Source organism: uncultured Roseovarius sp. (genome assembly GCF_947259555.1).
Lineage (GTDB): Bacteria > Pseudomonadota > Alphaproteobacteria > Rhodobacterales > Rhodobacteraceae > Roseovarius.
This window is the reverse complement of record NZ_CAMYMD010000105.1, coordinates 62448-79429: the sequence shown is the minus strand read 5'-3', so window position 1 is coordinate 79429 and position 16982 is coordinate 62448. Positions and strand designations below refer to the sequence as shown.

Here is a 16982-nt window from a genome sequence, read left to right as displayed (position 1 = left end):
GGCCCTGAGCCGGGGCTGTTTGGCGCGATGTGCCCGTCAGCCAGTCTGTCAGGCGGCCAGACCACGTCCCCTGAGCAATGCCGCAACCGTCGGCATCTGGCCACGAAACTTCAGATAGAGTGTTTCGGGGTCCTCTGATCCCCCCATGGACAGGATGAACGCCTCCAGTGCCTCGGCCCGGTCCGGGTCGAAGGCGCCGCCCGCTTCCTCAAAGCTGGCAAAGGCATCGGCGTCCATCACCTCGGACCACATGTAGCTGTAATAGCCGCTGGAATAGCCGTCGCCCGAGAACACATGCGCAAAATGCGGGCTCGCGTGGCGCATGGCGATGGCACGGGGCAGCTCCAACTGATCCAGCACTTTGCGCTGCGCCGCCATCAGGTCCGCGGGGGGCGCGCCTTCGTGCAAGCGCAGGTCCACCAGGGCCGAGGCCACGTATTCCACCGTCTGGAACCCCATGTCATAGGTCGTCGCCCTGAGCAGTCGATCCAGCATCTCGGGCGGCATCGGGTCGCCGGTCTCGACATGGGTGGCGTAGCGCTCCAGCACCTCCGGCACCTCCAGCCAGTGCTCGTAGAGCTGGCTCGGAAGTTCCACGAAATCGCGCGCCACGGAGGTGCCCGACAGGCTCTCGTAGCTCACATCAGACAAGAGGTGATGCAGCGCGTGGCCAAACTCATGGAACAGCGTGCGCGCGTCGTCATAGCTCAGCAGCGCCGGATCGCCCTTGGCGAAATTGCACACATTGATCACCACCGGCCCCTGCACCTTTGGCAGTTTGGCCTGCCCGCGCATCGACGAGCACCACGCGCCCGAGCGTTTGGAGCCGCGCGCGAAATAGTCCCCGATGAAGACCGCCACATGCCGCCCTTGCCGTGTCACCTCCCACGCGCGGCAATCGGGATGATAAAGCGCCACATCGAGCGGTTTGAATTCGAGGCCAAACAGCCGGTTGGCACAGCCGAACGCCGCCTCGATTATCGCCTCGAGCGAGAGATACGGCTTGAGCGCGGCCTCATCCAGATCATGCTCGGCCTGCCGCCGCTTCTCGGAATAATAGCGCCAGTCCCACGGCTCCAGATCGCCGTTGATCCCGTCTTCGCGCATCATCGTCGTGAGCTTGTCTGCATCGGCCTCGGCCTGCGCACGGGCAGGCTCCCACACCGCCATTAGAAGATCGCGCACAGCCTCTGGCGTCTTGGCCATCTCGGTTTCCAGCTTGTAGGCGGCAAAGCTCTCGTAGCCCAAAAGCGCCGCCCGCTCGGCCCGCAGACGCAATATCTCCTCGGCGATGGCGCGGTTGTCGGTCTCACCGCCCATGGCCCCGCGCGAGGTCCAGGCCTCAAACGCGCGGCGGCGCAAATCGCGGCGCGGAGAGAATTGCAGGAACGGCACGATCAGCGAACGCGACAGCGTGATCACGGGACCATCCGCCCCCTTTTCCTGCCCCGCCGCGCGCGCCGACTGGATTACGAACTCCGGCAGCCCCTCCAGATCGGCCTCGGAGAGTTCCATATGCCAGCCCGCTTCATCCGCCAGCAGATTCTGTGTGAACGCCGTGCCGAGTTCTGCCAGCCGTGCCATGATCGCGCGCATGCGTTTGTCCTGCTCGCCGGTCAGCGCCGCACCCGCCCGGCGAAAGGCGCGATGCGTCAGCATCAGGAGGCGCTGCTGCTCTGCCGTCAGGTCGAGCGTCTCGCGCGCCTGCCAGACCGCCTCAACCCGCGCGAAAAGCTGCTTGTTGCCATAAAGCTCCGAGGAATAGGCGGCCAGCTTGGGGCCGAACTCGCGCTGCAATTCCTGCCGCCTCGGGTTGCTGTCCGCGCCCGCCACGGTGAAGAACACCGACAGCACCTTGTCGAGCGCGTCGCCTGACGCCTCCAGCGCCTCAATTGTGTTGGCGAAGGTCGGCGCGTCGGGATTGTCTGCAATCGCCGCCACCTCCGCTCGCGCCTCTTGCATCGCCGCGTCAAAGGCGGGGGCGAAATCTTCGTCCGAAATCGCGTCGAACGGGGCAAGGTTGAAGGGCGTGGCCCACTCAGCCAGCAACGGGTTGGTCATGTCTTTCTCCTTTGTCGCCGCAGATCGGGCAATCGGCGCGGCGGTTGAGCGCGATCTTGCGGCTCTCGCCATAAAGCGCGTCGTAAATCAGCATCTCGCCGCGCAAGCACTGCCCCGCCCCGGTGATCAGTTTCACCGCCTCCGCGGCCATCATCGCGCCGACCACGCCGGGCAAGGGGCCAAGAACGCCCGCCTCGGCACAGGACGGCGCAAGACCGGGTGCGGGGGCCTCGGGAAAGATGCATTGATAGCAGGGCGCGCCATGGGCGGGGTCGAACACGCTCAACTGCCCCTCCCATTGCGACAGCGCGCCGGAAATCAGCGGTTTGCCCTGTGCCACGGCAGCGGCATTGGCCAGATAGCGCGTCTCGAAATTGTCGGTGCCGTCGAGGATCAGATCGTAGTCGGCAAAAAGATCCTCGGCGATCTCGGGCGATAGCCGCCGCCGGTAAGGGCGCACCACGACAGAGGGGTTCTGCGCCTGCATCGCGGCCATGGCCGATTGCACTTTTGGTAAACTTATATCGGCATCGCGGTGGATAACTTGTCGTTGCAGGTTGGAATTGTCCACCTCGTCATCGTCGATCACCCCGATGGTGCCCACCCCGGCGGCCGCCAGATACAACAGCACCGGAGAGCCGAGACCTCCGGCGCCGATCACCAGCACACGCGCCTGCTTGAGCGCCTTCTGCCCCGGTCCGCCGATCTCGCGCAGCACGATATGGCGGGCATAACGGCCCAGTTCCGCCTCAGAAAAGAGCGGCTTGGGGCTGGTGTCCGCCTCGGCCTCGGTCTCGCGCCGCCCGGCCCGCGTGCGCAACCAGCGCAGCGCCGCACGATAGACCAGCACCAGCACAGCAGCGCCCCCGATCATCAGCCACAGGGCCGCGCTCTCGCCGGTGGCGAGCCGGATGGGGTGACCCAGGGGCAAGACCAGATGCGCCAGCGTGACGGCAGCCCAGAGCCCCGCGATCATCGCCCACCGCAGGCGCCGGGGCGTGCCCATCGCCGCCCCGATGCCCCAGAGCACCGCCGCCATCACCAGAACCAGCAGCATCAGCGTTCCCCCGTGGAGCCGAAGCCCCCCGCGCCACGCGCGGTGGCCTCCAGGCTCTCGACCGCCTCGAACCGCGCCTGCACCACCGGGGCCACGACCATCTGCGCGATCCGCGCGCCATGCTCGATCTCGAACGGCTCCTCGCCCGCGTTCATCACGATTACCCCGAGGGGGCCGCGATAGTCACTGTCGATGGTGCCGGGGCTATTGGGCAGGGTGATCCCATATCTCAGCGCCAGCCCCGAGCGGGGGCGCAGTTGCACCTCGTATCCCGCAGGCACCATCAGCCGCAGCCCCGTCGGCACCAGCGCCCGTGCGCCGGGCTCCAGCATCACCACGCCGCGATCCGGGAAGTTCGCACGCAGGTCGGCCCCTGCGGCCCCAGCCGTCTCATAGGCGGGCAGGCCCAGGGAGCGATCCGCCCCCTCCTCCCATTGAAACGCGACGGTCAGCATGGACGGCCTCTCTTCATCTTGCCAAAAATATCCAAAATCCTCAGGCCAGCGCCTGCGCGATTCGCTCGGCCAGTTGCCGCGCGACCTGATCCTTACCCATGCGTGGCCAGCTGTCCGCGCCCTCTCCGGTGATCAGCGTCACGGCATTCTCGGCCCCGCCCATGATGCCCGTCCCGGCGCTCACATCGTTGGCGACGATCCAGTCACAGCGTTTCCGCGCGCGCTTGGCGGTGGCAAGGTCCACCACGTCATGCGTCTCGGCGGCAAAGCCCACCACCAGCGGCGGGCGTCCCTCGGTCATTTGGCTCACCGTCGCCAGAATGTCCGGGTTCTCGGCAAATTCCAGCAGCGGCAGCCCGCCGTCGGTCTTCTTCATCTTGCGGTCGCTTTCACTGGTCACGCGCCAATCGGCCACGGCGGCGGCGAAGACGGCGGCATCGGCGGGCAGCGCGCCCTCGACCGCCGCCAGCATCTCGCGTGCGGTCTCGACGCGTATCACCTCAACGCCTTCGGGGGGCGGCACGGTGGCGGGGCCGGTGACAAAGACCACATCAGCCCCGAGCGCGGCCAAAGCCCGCGCTATCGCCGTGCCCTGCGCGCCGGAGGATCGGTTGGCGATATAGCGCACCGGGTCGATGGGCTCATGCGTGGGGCCGGACGTGACCAGCACACGCCGCCCCTGCAGCGGGCCATCTGCTAGCGCCGCCTCAACTGCGGCGAGGATCTCGGGCACCTCGGCCATGCGGCCCGGGCCGTGCTCGCCGCAGGCCATGTCGCCGTCATTGGGACCGACAAACCCGATGCCGTCGGCCATAAGCGTCTCGATATTGCGCTGTGTCGCCGCGTGCTGCCACATCCGCACATTCATCGCCGGGGCCAGCAGCACCGGCGTGTCGGTGGCCAGCAGCAGCGTCGAGGCCAGATCATCCGCATGACCCTGCGCCATCCTGGCCATCAGGTCGGCGGTGGCCGGGGCCACGACAATCAGGTCGGCCGAGCGGCTGAGTTCGATATGCCCCATCTCGGCCTCGTCGGTCAGGTCAAAGAGGTCCGAAAACACCTTTCGCCCCGCCAGTGCCGAGACCGATAAGGGCGTGACGAACTCGGTGCCGGCCCGGGTCAGCACGGGCGTCACCTCTGCACCGCGTTCGCGCAGCCGTCGGATGAGGTCGAGCGATTTGAACGCCGCGATGCCGCCGCCGATGATCAGTAGAATCCGTTTCGAGGTGAGCATGGGCGTTCCTTCCAGGGCCGCGCTGACAGTAGGGCGGGTGCGGCGCGCGTGCAAGGGCGCGGGCTGTTACTGAAACGCGGCGCAGGGATCGGGGCGCTCGGCGGCGGGGGCGGTTTTGACCACATCGAACCCGCCCTCCAGCGGGCGACCGTCCTCGGTCTGCCCCAGCACCCAGATATCGAGATCCGGGGCCACCTCGGCCAGCACCGCAGGCACGCCCCAGTCGCGGCGGGCGTGGCCGTTGCCGGTGATCACCGCGACCGGCCCGCCGGTCTCGTCGATTGCTTGCACTACCGCCCGCGCCAGCACCGCATCGCGCAGGCGTTGCACCGCGACCATGCCGGGCAGTATGTCCTCGGGCAGTGCGTCACAATGCGCGCTCATCTGCATCGCCTCGCGGGTGGCCTGCTCTGCCGGGTCGAGATCGCGATCTAGGCCGTAGCGCGTGACCTCTGCCCCGAACGCCTCAACCGGGCCGGTGTCGAACACCTCTCGCGCCACGGGACGCGGGACCAATGCGCCATAAATCACGGCCTCGGGGGCCGCGGTGAAGATCGGGTGATACATGGAGAAATCGGGCCAGCCACTCTCGGCCCAATCAAGGGCCTCGGCCATCGCCTCAGCATCGCCACGCAATTCGGGCGTCACCAACGCGGCCTGTGCCTCGGTCAACATTTCGAACACGATGGCAGCAGGTTGCAGCCGCGCGACTTGCGCCGCTTGTTCGGCGTGATGCGCGGGATTGTCATGTACTTCGCCCAGGATCGCCACATCTTGCGCCGCCACCGGAAGGGCGGCGCATAATCCGACTGTCAGGGCAAGGGCGCGCAGGCTCATACGAGCAGGTTCTGCACCTCGCCGCCGTGCTTTTCAAGATGCTTGCGCATTTTCTGGAACGCCGCCGCCTCAAGCTGACGCACCCGCTCTTTGGACAGGCTCAATTCCTCGCCAAGACTTTCGAGCGTGCGCGGCGCATCGCGCAGCTTGCGTTCGCGGACGATGAAGCGTTCGCGCTCGTTGAGCTTGTTCATCGCATCGCCCAGCCAGTCGCGCAGCGCCTGCAAATCGTGATCCTTCTCGACAAGCTCATCGCCGCGCGCGCCCTCATCCTCGATCGTGTCGATCCACTCGCGCCCCTCATCTTCCGACGATTGCGTGGCGTTGAGCGAGAAATCGGAGCCCGACAAGCGGCCTTCCATCATTTCCACATCACGCAAGGGAACACCGACCTCATGCGCGATCATCTCGCGCAGCTGATAGCCGTCCAGTTCCTCACCATTGGCCATTGCTTCGCGCTCGATGCGCGCCTGTACGCGGCGCATGTTGAAGAAGAGCGACTTCTGCGAGGAGGTGGAGCCGGTGCGCACCATAGACCAGTTGCGCATCACGTAATCCTGAATGCTGGCCTTGATCCACCACACGGCATAGGTCGAAAAGCGCACGCCCCGGTCGGGGTCAAACTTGTCGGCGGCTTTCATGAGGCCAAGCCCTGCCTCCTGGATGAGGTCATTCATGGGAGCACCGTAACGACGAAACTTTGACGCCATAGAGATCGCGAGGCGCATATAGGCGTTGATCAAGCGATGCAACGCCTCCTCGTCGCGCTCATCCCGCCAAGCGTAGGCGAGTTTGAGTTCGGTTTCTGCGTCCAGCATTTCCGCCTTCATGGCGGTGCGGGACATGTTGCTTTGCTGCGGTGCATCGAGTGGCATGTGATCCCCCTGTCATGCATCTGGTGCCGTTGTGGTCTTTCTCAACGTTTCGAAGGGTGCTACGCAGTGCGACGCGATCCGGATCACAATAAAGGGAGTTTTGGAGTCATGTTGCCCCCGCTGACAGTCGTGCTTGGAGGGGCGGCCTCGGGAAAATCGGTTTTTGCCGAGGATCTTGTGGCCAGAACTGGACGTCCAAGGGTCTACCTCGCGACTGCTGAGGCATTTGACACCGAAATGCGCGAGAAACTTGAACTGCACAAGGCGCGGCGCGGCCCAGAGTGGCGTACGGTCGAGGCGCCGCGCGATCTTGCGCCGACGCTAACATCGGCTTCGGCCTCAGAGGTTGTGCTGCTCGATTGTGCGACAATGTGGCTCAGTAATCATCTAATGTCCAACAACGATCTCGAACGCGCCGAGGTCGCGCTTTTGGCGGCACTAGACGCCTGCGCTGCACCGGTCGTTGTCGTGTCCAACGAAGTGGGGCTGTCTGTAGTGCCTGACAATGCGCTCGCGCGCCGGTTCCAGACCGCGCAGGGGCGCCTCAACCAAAGGCTTGCGGCGCGGGCGGATCTGGTTGTGAATGTCATCGCGGGGTTGCCTATGGTGCTCAGGGGCACGCTGCCATGAGCCGCGTTTTCTGGGTACGGCACGGGCCCACGCATGCCAAATCCATGGTCGGCTGGTCTGATATTCCCGCCGATCTGAGCGATACCGCGCGGCTTGCGCGGCTCTCGGCGCATCTGCCCGAGGGGGCCTTGGTGGTCTCTTCCGATCTCATTCGCGCGCGCGCCACTGCCGATGCCATTGCCGGGCCGCGCGTTCGCCTCGGTGACGAGCGCGACCTGCGCGAAATCCATTTCGGTGACTGGGAATTGCAGGGGTTTGACACGATCCCTGACCAGACCCATCTACGCGCCTTCTGGGAACAGCCTGGCGACATCCGCCCCCCCGGCGGTGAAAGCTGGCACGAGGTCTCAACCCGCGTTTCGGGTGTGGTGACACGCCTGCGTGCGGCTCATCCGGGACGGGACATTGTGGCGGTTGCACACATGGGTGCGATCCTGACGCAAGTTCAGGCTGCGCTTGGCGTTGCGGCCTACGACGCGTTCGCGCAGCGCATCGACAACCTGTCTGTCACGGAATTGCATTGGGCTGACGAGACTTGGCAGGCCAAGACGATCAATCACCTTCCGTGATGCGATGTCCAACAATATCTGTCTAGGTGCGCGGTGTCGCTGGCGCTAACCTTTGGCCATGACATATGATCTCATCCTTGGCGATTACGCCTATTCCTCCTGGTCGCTCCGCGCCTGGCTGCTGTTCAATCGGTTTGGCTTGCCCTACAGGGTACGCATTCTCGATTTCAAAGCCGAGGCCAGTGTCGCCGAGCAGATGGCCGATCTGGCCCCGGCCAGAACCGTTCCCACGCTGATCACGCCCGAAGGTGCCGTTGTTTCCGAGAGCCTGGCCATCGCCGAGGAATTGGCGTCACGTCACCCGGAGGCGGGCATTTGGCCCACCGATCCGCGGGCCCGTGCGACTGCGCGCACGCTGGCCGCCGAGATGCATTCGGGTTTCGCGGCATTGCGTGGTGAGTGTCCGATGAACCTGCGCCGCGCCTATTCGGGGTTTGCGCCCTCCGACGCGGTCCACGCCGACCTCGCGCGGCTTGAGGTGCTCTGGGATCATGCCCGCGCCACCTGCGCGCCGCCCGGTCCGTGGCTCTGCGGGGACTATGGCGCGGTGGATGCCTTTTTTGCTCCGGTGGCGGCGCGGATCGCGGGCTATGGTCTGCCGGTTTCCGAGGCGGCCCGCGCCTATGTCGCCGCGCATCTTGGTGATCCGGCCTTCAGGCGTTGGCGGGCGATGGGGCTGGTGCGCGGCGCCAGCCTTGCGCGCTACGCCAAGCCGTTTGACGTGACGGCGTGGCCTGGTCCCGCGCCCCGTCCGGCGCGTGCGGTCGAGAGCGGCACGCCCGAGAATCAGGCCTGTCCCTATTCCGGAGATCCGGTCACCGACCTGATGGAAGGCGAGGGCCGCATTTTCGGATTTTGCAACCCGTTCTGCCGGGACAAGACCGTCGCTGATCCCGACGCATGGCCCGCCTTTACGGCGATGCGGGACGGTGTTGCGGCCTGAGTTACCTTAGTCGCAGCACAGGGGCCGGGCCAACCGGGATGGGGCCAAGCAGGATGCGCCCGCGCCGAAAGGTCAAAGGCACATCCAGCGTGTTCGGATTGCCTGACATTTGCGCCATAAGCGAGAGGCCGCTTTCAAGCGTTTTGCGCATCCCATCGGGTACCGCGCCTGTTTGCACGGCGATGTCCAGCATTTCACGCCAGTTGCGCGCTTTGAGCGTGATTTCACCCTCTGGAATGCCCTCTGGTGTGACCGTCAGCGCACCTGCGCCCTGCAGGTGCAACTGGCCCCATCTGGCATCGGCCAGCTTGATCGTGATTGCCGTGGGTTGCGGGCGGGCGACCTCGATGGCGCTCCGGTCCCAGACCTTGTCGAAGGACACTGTCAGATCGGCATGCAGCCCGGAGATATGAGTTGGCAGAGTGTCCTTTGGATCGAGCAACGCGCGCCATGGCGGCGACAGGCTCAGGCCCTCGGCGGTGAGGCCAAGCCGGTACTCTGTGCCTTGCTGCCGTTCGGCGGCAAGGGTCAAGGTGGTGAGTGCGGTTTGCTCATCTGGACGCGCCAAAGGGGTAATTTTCAAAGACTCGCTCGTCAGAGTGGCGCGTTCGGGGGCGAGGCTGGTGTTCGGCGCAATGCGAAGGCTGGCGCGCATGTCGCGGCTTTCGACGCGAAATTTATCCTGTGGTGTTGCAATAAGCTGGCTGTCCGGCCAGACGGCGATGACGTGATTGGGTTGATAGCTCAGCGCGAGGATCTGAAAAAACGGAGCCTCCCACGCGAGGCCGGTGGCGGGGTCGGCGAGCGTCAGATCTGTAAACCCGGTGTCAAATCGGTTGGGAAAACCCTGCACATTCAGCCTGGATGTCTCTGCAACCCAGCCTTCGGCGCGGCGCGCCTCGAACCATGTTGAAAAACCCTGCTCCAATCCGCGTTGCCCGACAAACCAGTAGCCGGACCAGCCAAGGACCGCAATGACGATGACGGCTAGCAAAAATCTCATGGCGCGCGCCCCTTTCATGCCTCTCAAGAGGTGTTTATAGGGGGCATTGCGCAAGGAACAGGGGCAATCAAGATGTGGGTGTTCGGCTATGGGTCATTGGTCTGGAATCCCGGCTTTGACGCCGTGGAGCGTGTGATCGCGCGGCTGCCGGGCTATCATCGCAGCTTTTGCATGCGCAGCATCCATCACAGGGGTACCGATGAAACCCCCGGTCTGGTTCTGGCGCTGGACGCATCATCTGACGCGCAGTGCCACGGGGTTGCGCTGCGTGCTGATCCAAAAGACGCCGAGACCGTGCTCACCTACCTGCGCGACCGCGAGTTGATTTCCTCGGCCTATCTCGAGCGCATGCTCGAGATCGAGTTGAGCGATGGTCGCCGCGTCGAGGCCGTGACCTACATCATTGATCCCGACCATGTGCAGTATTGCGGCGGGCTGGACCTTGAAGAGCAGGCCATGATCATTGCTCGCGCTGTGGGCGGTCGTGGCCCGAACACCGAATATCTCTACAATACCGCGGACCATCTCAAACAACTTGGCCTTCAGGACAAGGAACTGGATTGGCTGGTGCGCAGGGTGCGCCATATCTGTGGATAAAACCTTGGCTTGGCTGTCCAAGCCGCGTAGGGTTGGCGCAAGAAATGCAAGTGTCGGGAGCGTCCAGATGGACCAGCCGGACCGTGAGGTCGAGCCGCAGTTTTCATATCCTTATCGCCAGATCGTCCTGATGCTGGTGGTGCTTGTGCTCACCGGTCTGGGGGCGTTTCTGGCGCTTCCGCGCGTGCTGCCGGTGTTCGAGGCAAACCCATGGCTCAACGGCTTCATCTTCTTCGTGTTCGTCATCGGTGTGATCGCCACCTTCTGGCAGGTGCTTCAGCTCATCGGCTCGGCCCGCTGGATCGAGGGATTTGCGAGCGGGACACCGGGGCACGAACACACATCGCCGCCGTCGATGCTGGCCCCCCTTGCAACGATGCTGCGCTCGCGCGGCAAGCGGATGCAGATTGCATCGACTTCGGCACGCTCGATCCTCGATTCTGTTGCGCAGCGCATCGACGAGGCCCGCGAAATCACGCGCTACATTGTCAGCCTGCTGATTTTTCTCGGGCTGCTCGGCACGTTCTACGGGCTTGCCACCACCGTTCCGGCCGTAGTTGACACAATCCGCAGCCTCGCCCCGCAGCAGGGCGAGGAGGGGCTTGCCGTGTTCAACCGCCTGATGACGGGGCTCGAGGCGCAACTGGGTGGCATGGGTGTTGCCTTCGCCTCGTCACTGCTCGGTCTTGCCGGATCGCTTGTCGTCGGTCTGCTGGAGCTGTTTGCCGGTCATGGGCAGAACCGGTTCTACCGTGAACTGGAAGAGTGGATGTCCACCATCACGCGGGTCGGCTTTGCCAGCGGTGACGGCGATGGCGAGAGTGAGCAGGGGGCTGTTGCCCATGTGCTTGATCACATGGCAGAGCAGATGGAAAGCCTTCAAACCATGATCGGTGAATCCGACATGAGCCGCGCTATGGTGGATCAGAAGCTGGGCGTTCTGGCCGACTCTATCGAACGGTTGACCCACCGGATGAGCGATCAAAACCCGGTACAGGTGGCGCTGATGCGGCTTGCCGAAGGGCAGGAACGGCTGATCACGACATTGGAAAACCGTGAAGTCAGCTCGAATGAAGGGCTTGATGCCGAAAGCCGCATGCGCCTGCGCTCTATCGACGTGCAAATGCTGCGTATTCTCGAAGAGATCAGCGCCGGCCGGCAGGAGACGATGACCGAATTGCGCACCGATTTGGCCGCATTGACCCGGGTGCTGGGGCAAGAGCGGCCCCATGCGTCGCCGCGCACGGTACGTCAGGTCGTGCCGCGCCGTGATCCGGATCGCGGCGGGGAGGGCTGAGCATGTCGCTGTCGCGGCGCACGGGCGCACGGCTTCAGGCCTCGATCTGGCCGGGCTTCGTCGACGCGATGACCGGTCTTTTGCTGGTGCTGATGTTCGTTCTGACGATTTTCATGATGGTTCAATTCGTGCTGCGTGAAGAAATCAGCGGGCAGGCGACGCAACTTGATGCGCTCTCCTCCGAAGTCGCAGCCTTGTCGCGGGCCCTTGGGTTGGAGCAGGATCGCAGTGCCAGTCTTCAGGATCGTGTCGGTGCCCTGACCGCGACTTTGGGCGATGCGCGAGAGCGGCAGGCCGAACAGTCTGCCCTGATAGACAGCCTTCGCGCGCAGAATGCTGCGCAGGCCGAGGATCTTGAGACGGCGCAAGGTCGGATCGCCAGCTTTGAGGAGCAGGTTGCCGGGCTCTTGTCAGACCGCGAGACGGCGCGGGGCCGGATCGAAGACCTCGAAGGCGAGCGCGCCGAATTGATCGGCGAACAGGAGGCATTGCAACTGGCGCTTGCCGACCTGCGAGATGAGGTCGACGCACAGGCCGAAGCGGCCCGTCTGGCGGCGGCGCGCAGTGCCGCGCTGGAGGCATTGACCGAAGATCTGCGGCAGCGCAATGCCGAAGCGGGCGAGGCGCAGGCCGCCTTGTCTCAGGAGGTTGCGAACCTGGAAGCGCAATTGAGCGAGGAAGAACAGGCGCGGCTGGCAGAAGCGGCGGCGGCAGAGGCGCTGCGAGACCGGTTGAAAGATGCCGATGCGGAACTCTCGTCCATGACGCTGGCGTTGGAGGAGCAGCGCAAACGCGCGGAGGAAACGCTGACGATGCTCGCGGCTGCCGAAACGGCGCGCGAGGACCTCAATAGCCAATTGGCGCAGGCGCTGCTTGACGCCGAGCAGGGGGCCGATGCACGCGATGAGGAAATTGCACGTCTCGAGGCAGCGCTTGCCGATGCACGCACCGATGCGGCCGAAACCTCGGGAACGCTGCAACGGACACGTGCGGATCTTGCTGAAACCTCGGGCTCTTTGGAAGAGACGCGGGCAGAGCTTGCGCAGACCTCTGGTTCCTTGGAAGAAGCCCGTGCGGAACTTGCCGACACTCGTGTGCAATTGCGCAGGAGCGAGGATCGGCTGGCTCAGGCTATGGCCGAGAACCGGGCGCTTGAGGGGGCCGCGCTCGATGCTGAAGAGGTCCGCGAACGCCTTATGGCGGCACTGGCGGCCCGTCGCGCTGCTGAGGCGAAGGCCGAGGCGCGCTTGAGCGAGGCGCAGGAGCGTGCGACACTTTTGGCCAAGGCACGCGAAGAACTCGCCGAAGAACAAGAGGCGGTCAGCGAGGCGCAAAAGCAGCGGGTCTTGCTTAATCAGCAGGTGACGGCCCTGCGCCAGCAACTCTCCGGCCTGCAAGCACTGCTCGACGAGGCCGAGGCCCGTGAAGCCGAGGCCGAAGTGCAGTTGCAATCATTGGGCAACCAGCTCAATACGGCCCTTGCCCGTGTCGCGGCAGAGGAGCGGCGGCGCCGGATCGCCGAAGAAGAGCGCGCAAGGCTCTTGGAGGAAGAAAAGGAAGACCTGGAGAAATACCGCTCGGAGTTCTTTGGTCGGTTGCGCGAGGTGCTGGGGCAGCAGGAGGGCGTGCAGATCGTCGGTGATCGCTTTGTCTTTTCCTCCGAAGTGCTGTTTGATCCCGGCGAGGCGCAATTGTCACGAGCGGGGAAATTGGAGATTGCCAAGGTGGCCGATATCCTCCGCAATGTCATTGACGAGATCCCCGAGGGAATAGACTGGATTCTCCAGGTTGATGGCCATACCGATAATGTTCCACTGATCGGAGGCGCACGGTTTGCCGATAACTGGGCGCTCAGCCAGGCGCGGGCCTTGTCGGTGGTGCGGTATCTCACTGGCTTTCTCGGGTTTCCGCCAGACCGGCTCTCGGCGAACGGGTATGGTGAATACCAGCCGGTCAACCCGGCTGACACGCCCGAGGCGCGGGCGCAAAACCGGCGCATCGAGTTGAAACTGACGACGCGGTAACCTGTGGTGTTCAGCGTGCGCCGACCGTAATATCGGCGTGGCGCACGGCAAGCACCTTGTTGTCGCGCATGAGCCTGACATATCCGCGATAAGCCCCGTCCGGCCAGCCGGCAGAGGGGGCCTTGCGTCCATAAGCGCGATAGAGTTGCGCGCTTGGGTCTTCTAGCGTGACTTCCTTGCGGAATATCTCACCGTCCGGCCCGATGGCAGAGAGGATCAGGTGATCCTCGGGCTCGGCGTGGAAAACATGACCGTAGAGCACAAGCGGTTGATCCGACCGCGCGCTGGACACGCGGGCTGCGCCGGATTTGACTGCGTCAAACGTAGGGACCGCAGTGGAAAACCCGGCTGTGAACAGACCGGCGCGATCATAGGGAAATGTGCTCTCCCACAGGCTGTCTCCGCTGGGCAGGCCACATGTATCACGGTCGGTCGGGTTGAAAGGATCAACGACCAGCCCTTCATGCAGAACTCCAAGATGCACGTGAGGTGCGTTGGTCAGTCCGCTCAGGCCGATCTGTCCCAAAATATCACCCGATACCACGGTATCGCCTTGGGCGACTGTCAGCGAGTTCTTCTTCATATGGCAATAAAGGGTTTGCCAACCGTCACCGTGATCAATCCGCACCGCATTGCCGCATTCCCGGCCACGTATCGCCTCGCGGGTTTTTTCGGTCACTGGAACATCATCCATGCCGTCCCGCGTGGCCGATACACGGCCCGGCGCCGACGCAATCACATTCACGCCGCGTGCCATATCCTCGAACCCGAGCAACATGAAATCGGTTCCCCGGTGGTCGTTTCGGCTCTTGAGGCCGCATGTATAGTCACGTTGTCCGGGGCCGGGATCCGCGTCCACGTAGTCTTCGACAAAACAGGTCTGTCCGATAGTACACTCGACCGGCAAAGCCAGCTTGGGCGCCTCTGCGGTGGCCATTGTGGCCACCGCAACCAGACAAGTCCCAAACGACGCAGCGCCGTGCCGTATCATTCGGCAGTGAGTAAGGGCGGTTTCTTCTTGCCGGTCAGTCGACGGGCGACTGGTCCCTCTACACTCAGGTCGATCTTGCCATCCTTGACGCCGACACGGACCAACCCACCTTTCGCGAGCTTGCCGAACAGCAGGTCCTCGGCCAATGGCTTCTTGATGTGCTCCTGAATGACCCGCGCCAACGGACGCGCGCCCATCTTGTCATCATACCCTTTTTCAGCCAGCCATTCAGCGGCGGGTTCGGTCAACTCAATCGTGACATCCCGATCCATCAACTGTGCCTCAAGCTGGAGCACGAATTTTTCAACGACCTTGAGGATCACCGACTTCGGCAGCGGACCAAAGGAAATGACTGCATCCAGACGATTGCGGAACTCGGGCGTGAACGTCCGTTCGATCGCAGCGGTGTCCTCACCTTCGCGGCGGTCCCGGCCAAAGCCGATGGCCGACTTCGCCTGCTCTGTCGCGCCCGCGTTGGAGGTCATGATCAATACGACATTGCGGAAATCGACCTTGCGACCGTTGTGGTCGGTCAGGGTGCCGTGATCCATGACCTGAAGCAGGATGTTGAAGACGTCAGGATGCGCTTTCTCAATCTCGTCAAGCAGCAGCACGCAATGCGGGTGCTGGTCGATGCCATCGGTCAGCAGGCCACCCTGATCAAAACCAACATAGCCCGGAGGCGCCCCGATCAGGCGTGAAACGGCGTGTTTTTCCATGTATTCCGACATGTCGAAGCGCATGAGCTCGACCCCGAGCGTATCTGCCAGCTGTTTGGCCACTTCGGTTTTGCCGACGCCCGTGGGTCCGGCAAAGAGATAGTTGCCGATCGGCTTTTCCGGCTCGCGCAGGCCGGCGCGTGCCAGCTTGATCGCCGAGCTGAGCGCCACGATCGCATCGTCCTGGCCAAACACAACGCGCTTGAGCGCGCCTTCGAGATCCTTGAGCACCTCGGCGTCGTTTTTGGAGACGTTCTTGGGCGGGATCCGCGCAATTTTCGCGACCACCGCTTCGATCTCCTTCACGCCAATGCTCTTGCGTCGTTTGGAGGCGGCCACGAGATGCTGTGCCGCGCCTGCCTCGTCGATCACATCGATCGCCTTGTCGGGCAACTTGCGGTCGTTGATGTACCGCGCAGAAAGATCCACGGCCGTCCGAATGGCGTCATTGGTATACTTGACGCTGTGATGATCCTCGAAATACGGCTTCAGCCCCTTCAGGATCTTGACCGCGTCCTCAACGGTGGGTTCCGCCACGTCGATCTTCTGGAACCGGCGCGACAAGGCGCGATCCTTTTCAAAGTGCTGGCGGAATTCTTTGTACGTGGTCGATCCCATGCACCGAAGCTTGCCACCCTGAAGTGCGGGCTTGAGCAGGTTCGACGCGTCCATCGCTCCGCCCGATGTTGCACCGGCACCGATCACTGTGTGAATCTCGTCGATGAAGAGCACCGCGTCGGGGTGTTTTTCCAACTCGGTCACAACCGCCTTTAGCCGTTCCTCGAAGTCACCGCGATACCGGGTGCCGGCCAGCAGCGCGCCCATGTCCAGCGAGTAGATTGTCGTACGCGACAGCACACGCGGTGTCCCCCCGGTCACGATCTTATGCGCCAGACCTTCTGCAATCGCAGTCTTGCCAACGCCGGGATCGCCTACCAGAAGCGGGTTGTTTTTACGGCGCCGACACAAAACCTGAATGCAACGCTCCACCTCGGAGTCGCGCCCGATCAGCGGGTCGATGTCACCCGAGCGTGCCTTTTCATTGAGATCCACGCAATATTTCGCGAGGGCCGAGTCGCCCGCTTCGACGGCGTCTGACTCCGCGTGATGGGTGGTTCCCTCTTCATCGAGGTTCGTCGCCCCCGACACCGGCCTTGATTCTCCATAGGCGGGGTCCTTGGCGACGCCATGCGCGATGAAATTCACCGCATCATAGCGGGTCATATCCTGTTCTTGCAGAAAATAAGCCGCGTTCGACTCGCGCTCTGCAAAAATAGCGACCAGCACATTGGCGCCGGTTACCTCGGTGCGTCCGGAGGATTGAACATGAATCGCCGCGCGCTGGATCACCCGCTGAAATGCCGCTGTCGGGACGGCCTCGGATCCATCGATATCGGTCACGAGATTGGACAGGTCATCGTCGATGAATTCTACCAGTGTCGTTCGCAGATCCTCGGTATTCACGCTGCACGCTTTCATCACGCGCGAGGCGTCAGGCTCGTCTACGAGCGCGAGTAAGAGATGTTCAAGGGTGGCGAACTCATGTTGGCGGGCGTTGGCAAGCGCCAAAGCCGCGTGAATTGCCTGTTCAAGCGTGTTCGAGAATGAAGGCACGTTGTGCTCCTTCTGATCTTGGCCGGGGCGGGCTGCCCACGAACCTTAGCCTCATAGTCTTAAAGTTTGGTCGATC

15 protein-coding genes are annotated in these 16982 nt (G+C 63.4%); 6 read left to right on the top strand and 9 right to left on the bottom strand.

Annotated features, from left to right (window positions below; genetic code table 11):
* Positions 1–48: 48 nt before the first annotated feature.
* From Q0X85_RS18440 to Q0X85_RS18415, 6 genes are all read right to left on the bottom strand, one after another.
* On the bottom strand, positions 49–2061 hold the full coding sequence (locus Q0X85_RS18440; protein WP_297774472.1) for a M3 family metallopeptidase: 2013 nt from the start codon (positions 2059–2061) through the stop codon (positions 49–51).
* Entirely contained in the window at positions 2039–3118 is a 1080-nt protein-coding gene (locus tag Q0X85_RS18435; RefSeq protein WP_297774471.1) for a HesA/MoeB/ThiF family protein, read from the bottom strand. Before Q0X85_RS18435 ends, Q0X85_RS18440 begins: the two co-directional genes overlap by 23 nt.
* Positions 3118–3573, bottom strand: a complete 456-nt coding sequence (gene dut, locus Q0X85_RS18430; protein WP_297774470.1) for a dUTP diphosphatase — start codon at positions 3571–3573, stop codon at positions 3118–3120. The genes Q0X85_RS18435 and dut overlap by 1 nt, the downstream gene beginning before the upstream one ends.
* A gap of 40 nt (positions 3574–3613) precedes the next feature.
* The gene (gene coaBC / locus Q0X85_RS18425) at positions 3614–4807 is read right to left on the bottom strand and encodes a bifunctional phosphopantothenoylcysteine decarboxylase/phosphopantothenate--cysteine ligase CoaBC (RefSeq protein WP_297774469.1); all 1194 of its coding nucleotides are present in this window, start codon (positions 4805–4807) and stop codon (positions 3614–3616) included.
* Between the two features lie 66 nt (positions 4808–4873).
* A complete protein-coding gene (locus tag Q0X85_RS18420) occupies positions 4874–5644 on the bottom strand; it encodes a ChaN family lipoprotein (RefSeq protein ID WP_297774467.1) in 771 nt (256 codons plus the stop codon).
* The gene (locus Q0X85_RS18415) at positions 5641–6519 is read right to left on the bottom strand and encodes an RNA polymerase factor sigma-32 (protein ID WP_297774466.1); all 879 of its coding nucleotides are present in this window, start codon (positions 6517–6519) and stop codon (positions 5641–5643) included. Before Q0X85_RS18415 ends, Q0X85_RS18420 begins: the two co-directional genes overlap by 4 nt.
* Positions 6520–6627: 108 nt before the next feature.
* Here Q0X85_RS18415 and cobU point away from each other — a divergent pair, with 108 nt between their 5' ends.
* From cobU to Q0X85_RS18400, 3 genes are read left to right on the top strand one after another with little or no spacing between them, the layout of a single operon-like run.
* Complete coding sequence (gene cobU / locus Q0X85_RS18410) at positions 6628–7149, top strand: bifunctional adenosylcobinamide kinase/adenosylcobinamide-phosphate guanylyltransferase (RefSeq protein WP_297774464.1); 522 nt, start codon at positions 6628–6630, stop codon at positions 7147–7149.
* Positions 7146–7718 carry a histidine phosphatase family protein gene (locus tag Q0X85_RS18405; RefSeq protein ID WP_297774463.1) on the top strand — a complete coding sequence of 191 codons (573 nt, stop codon included), beginning with the start codon at positions 7146–7148 and terminating at the stop codon, positions 7716–7718. Before cobU ends, Q0X85_RS18405 begins: the two co-directional genes overlap by 4 nt.
* A gap of 58 nt (positions 7719–7776) precedes the next feature.
* Positions 7777–8661, top strand: a complete 885-nt coding sequence (locus Q0X85_RS18400; protein ID WP_297774462.1) for a glutathione S-transferase — start codon at positions 7777–7779, stop codon at positions 8659–8661.
* Position 8662: 1 nt separating this feature from the next.
* On the opposite strand, the gene Q0X85_RS18395 is transcribed toward Q0X85_RS18400, so the two are convergent.
* On the bottom strand, positions 8663–9664 hold the full coding sequence (locus Q0X85_RS18395; protein WP_297774461.1) for a DUF2125 domain-containing protein: 1002 nt from the start codon (positions 9662–9664) through the stop codon (positions 8663–8665).
* A 72-nt stretch (positions 9665–9736) separates the two neighbouring features.
* Between Q0X85_RS18395 and Q0X85_RS18390 the strand changes: the two genes are divergently transcribed.
* The 3 genes from Q0X85_RS18390 to Q0X85_RS18380 all read left to right on the top strand — a co-directional run bounded on the left by Q0X85_RS18390 (position 9737) and on the right by Q0X85_RS18380 (position 13582).
* Positions 9737–10261 carry a gamma-glutamylcyclotransferase gene (locus Q0X85_RS18390; RefSeq protein ID WP_297774459.1) on the top strand — a complete coding sequence of 175 codons (525 nt, stop codon included), beginning with the start codon at positions 9737–9739 and terminating at the stop codon, positions 10259–10261.
* Positions 10262–10328: 67 nt separating this feature from the next.
* On the top strand, positions 10329–11558 hold the full coding sequence (locus Q0X85_RS18385; RefSeq protein WP_297774457.1) for a biopolymer transporter ExbB: 1230 nt from the start codon (positions 10329–10331) through the stop codon (positions 11556–11558).
* 2 nt (positions 11559–11560) lie between these two features.
* Positions 11561–13582, top strand: coding sequence for a peptidoglycan -binding protein (locus Q0X85_RS18380; RefSeq protein ID WP_297774455.1), 2022 nt, complete (start codon positions 11561–11563; stop codon positions 13580–13582).
* 10 nt (positions 13583–13592) lie between these two features.
* On the opposite strand, the gene Q0X85_RS18375 is transcribed toward Q0X85_RS18380, so the two are convergent.
* Positions 13593–14519 (bottom strand): M23 family metallopeptidase, encoded by a 927-nt coding sequence (locus Q0X85_RS18375; RefSeq protein WP_297774453.1) that lies wholly within the window; start codon positions 14517–14519, stop codon positions 13593–13595.
* A gap of 50 nt (positions 14520–14569) precedes the next feature.
* Positions 14570–16906: an ATP-dependent Clp protease ATP-binding subunit ClpA gene (gene clpA, locus Q0X85_RS18370; protein WP_297774451.1), complete on the bottom strand. Its 2337-nt coding sequence runs from the start codon at positions 16904–16906 to the stop codon at positions 14570–14572.
* Between the last annotated feature and the right edge of the window lie 76 nt (positions 16907–16982).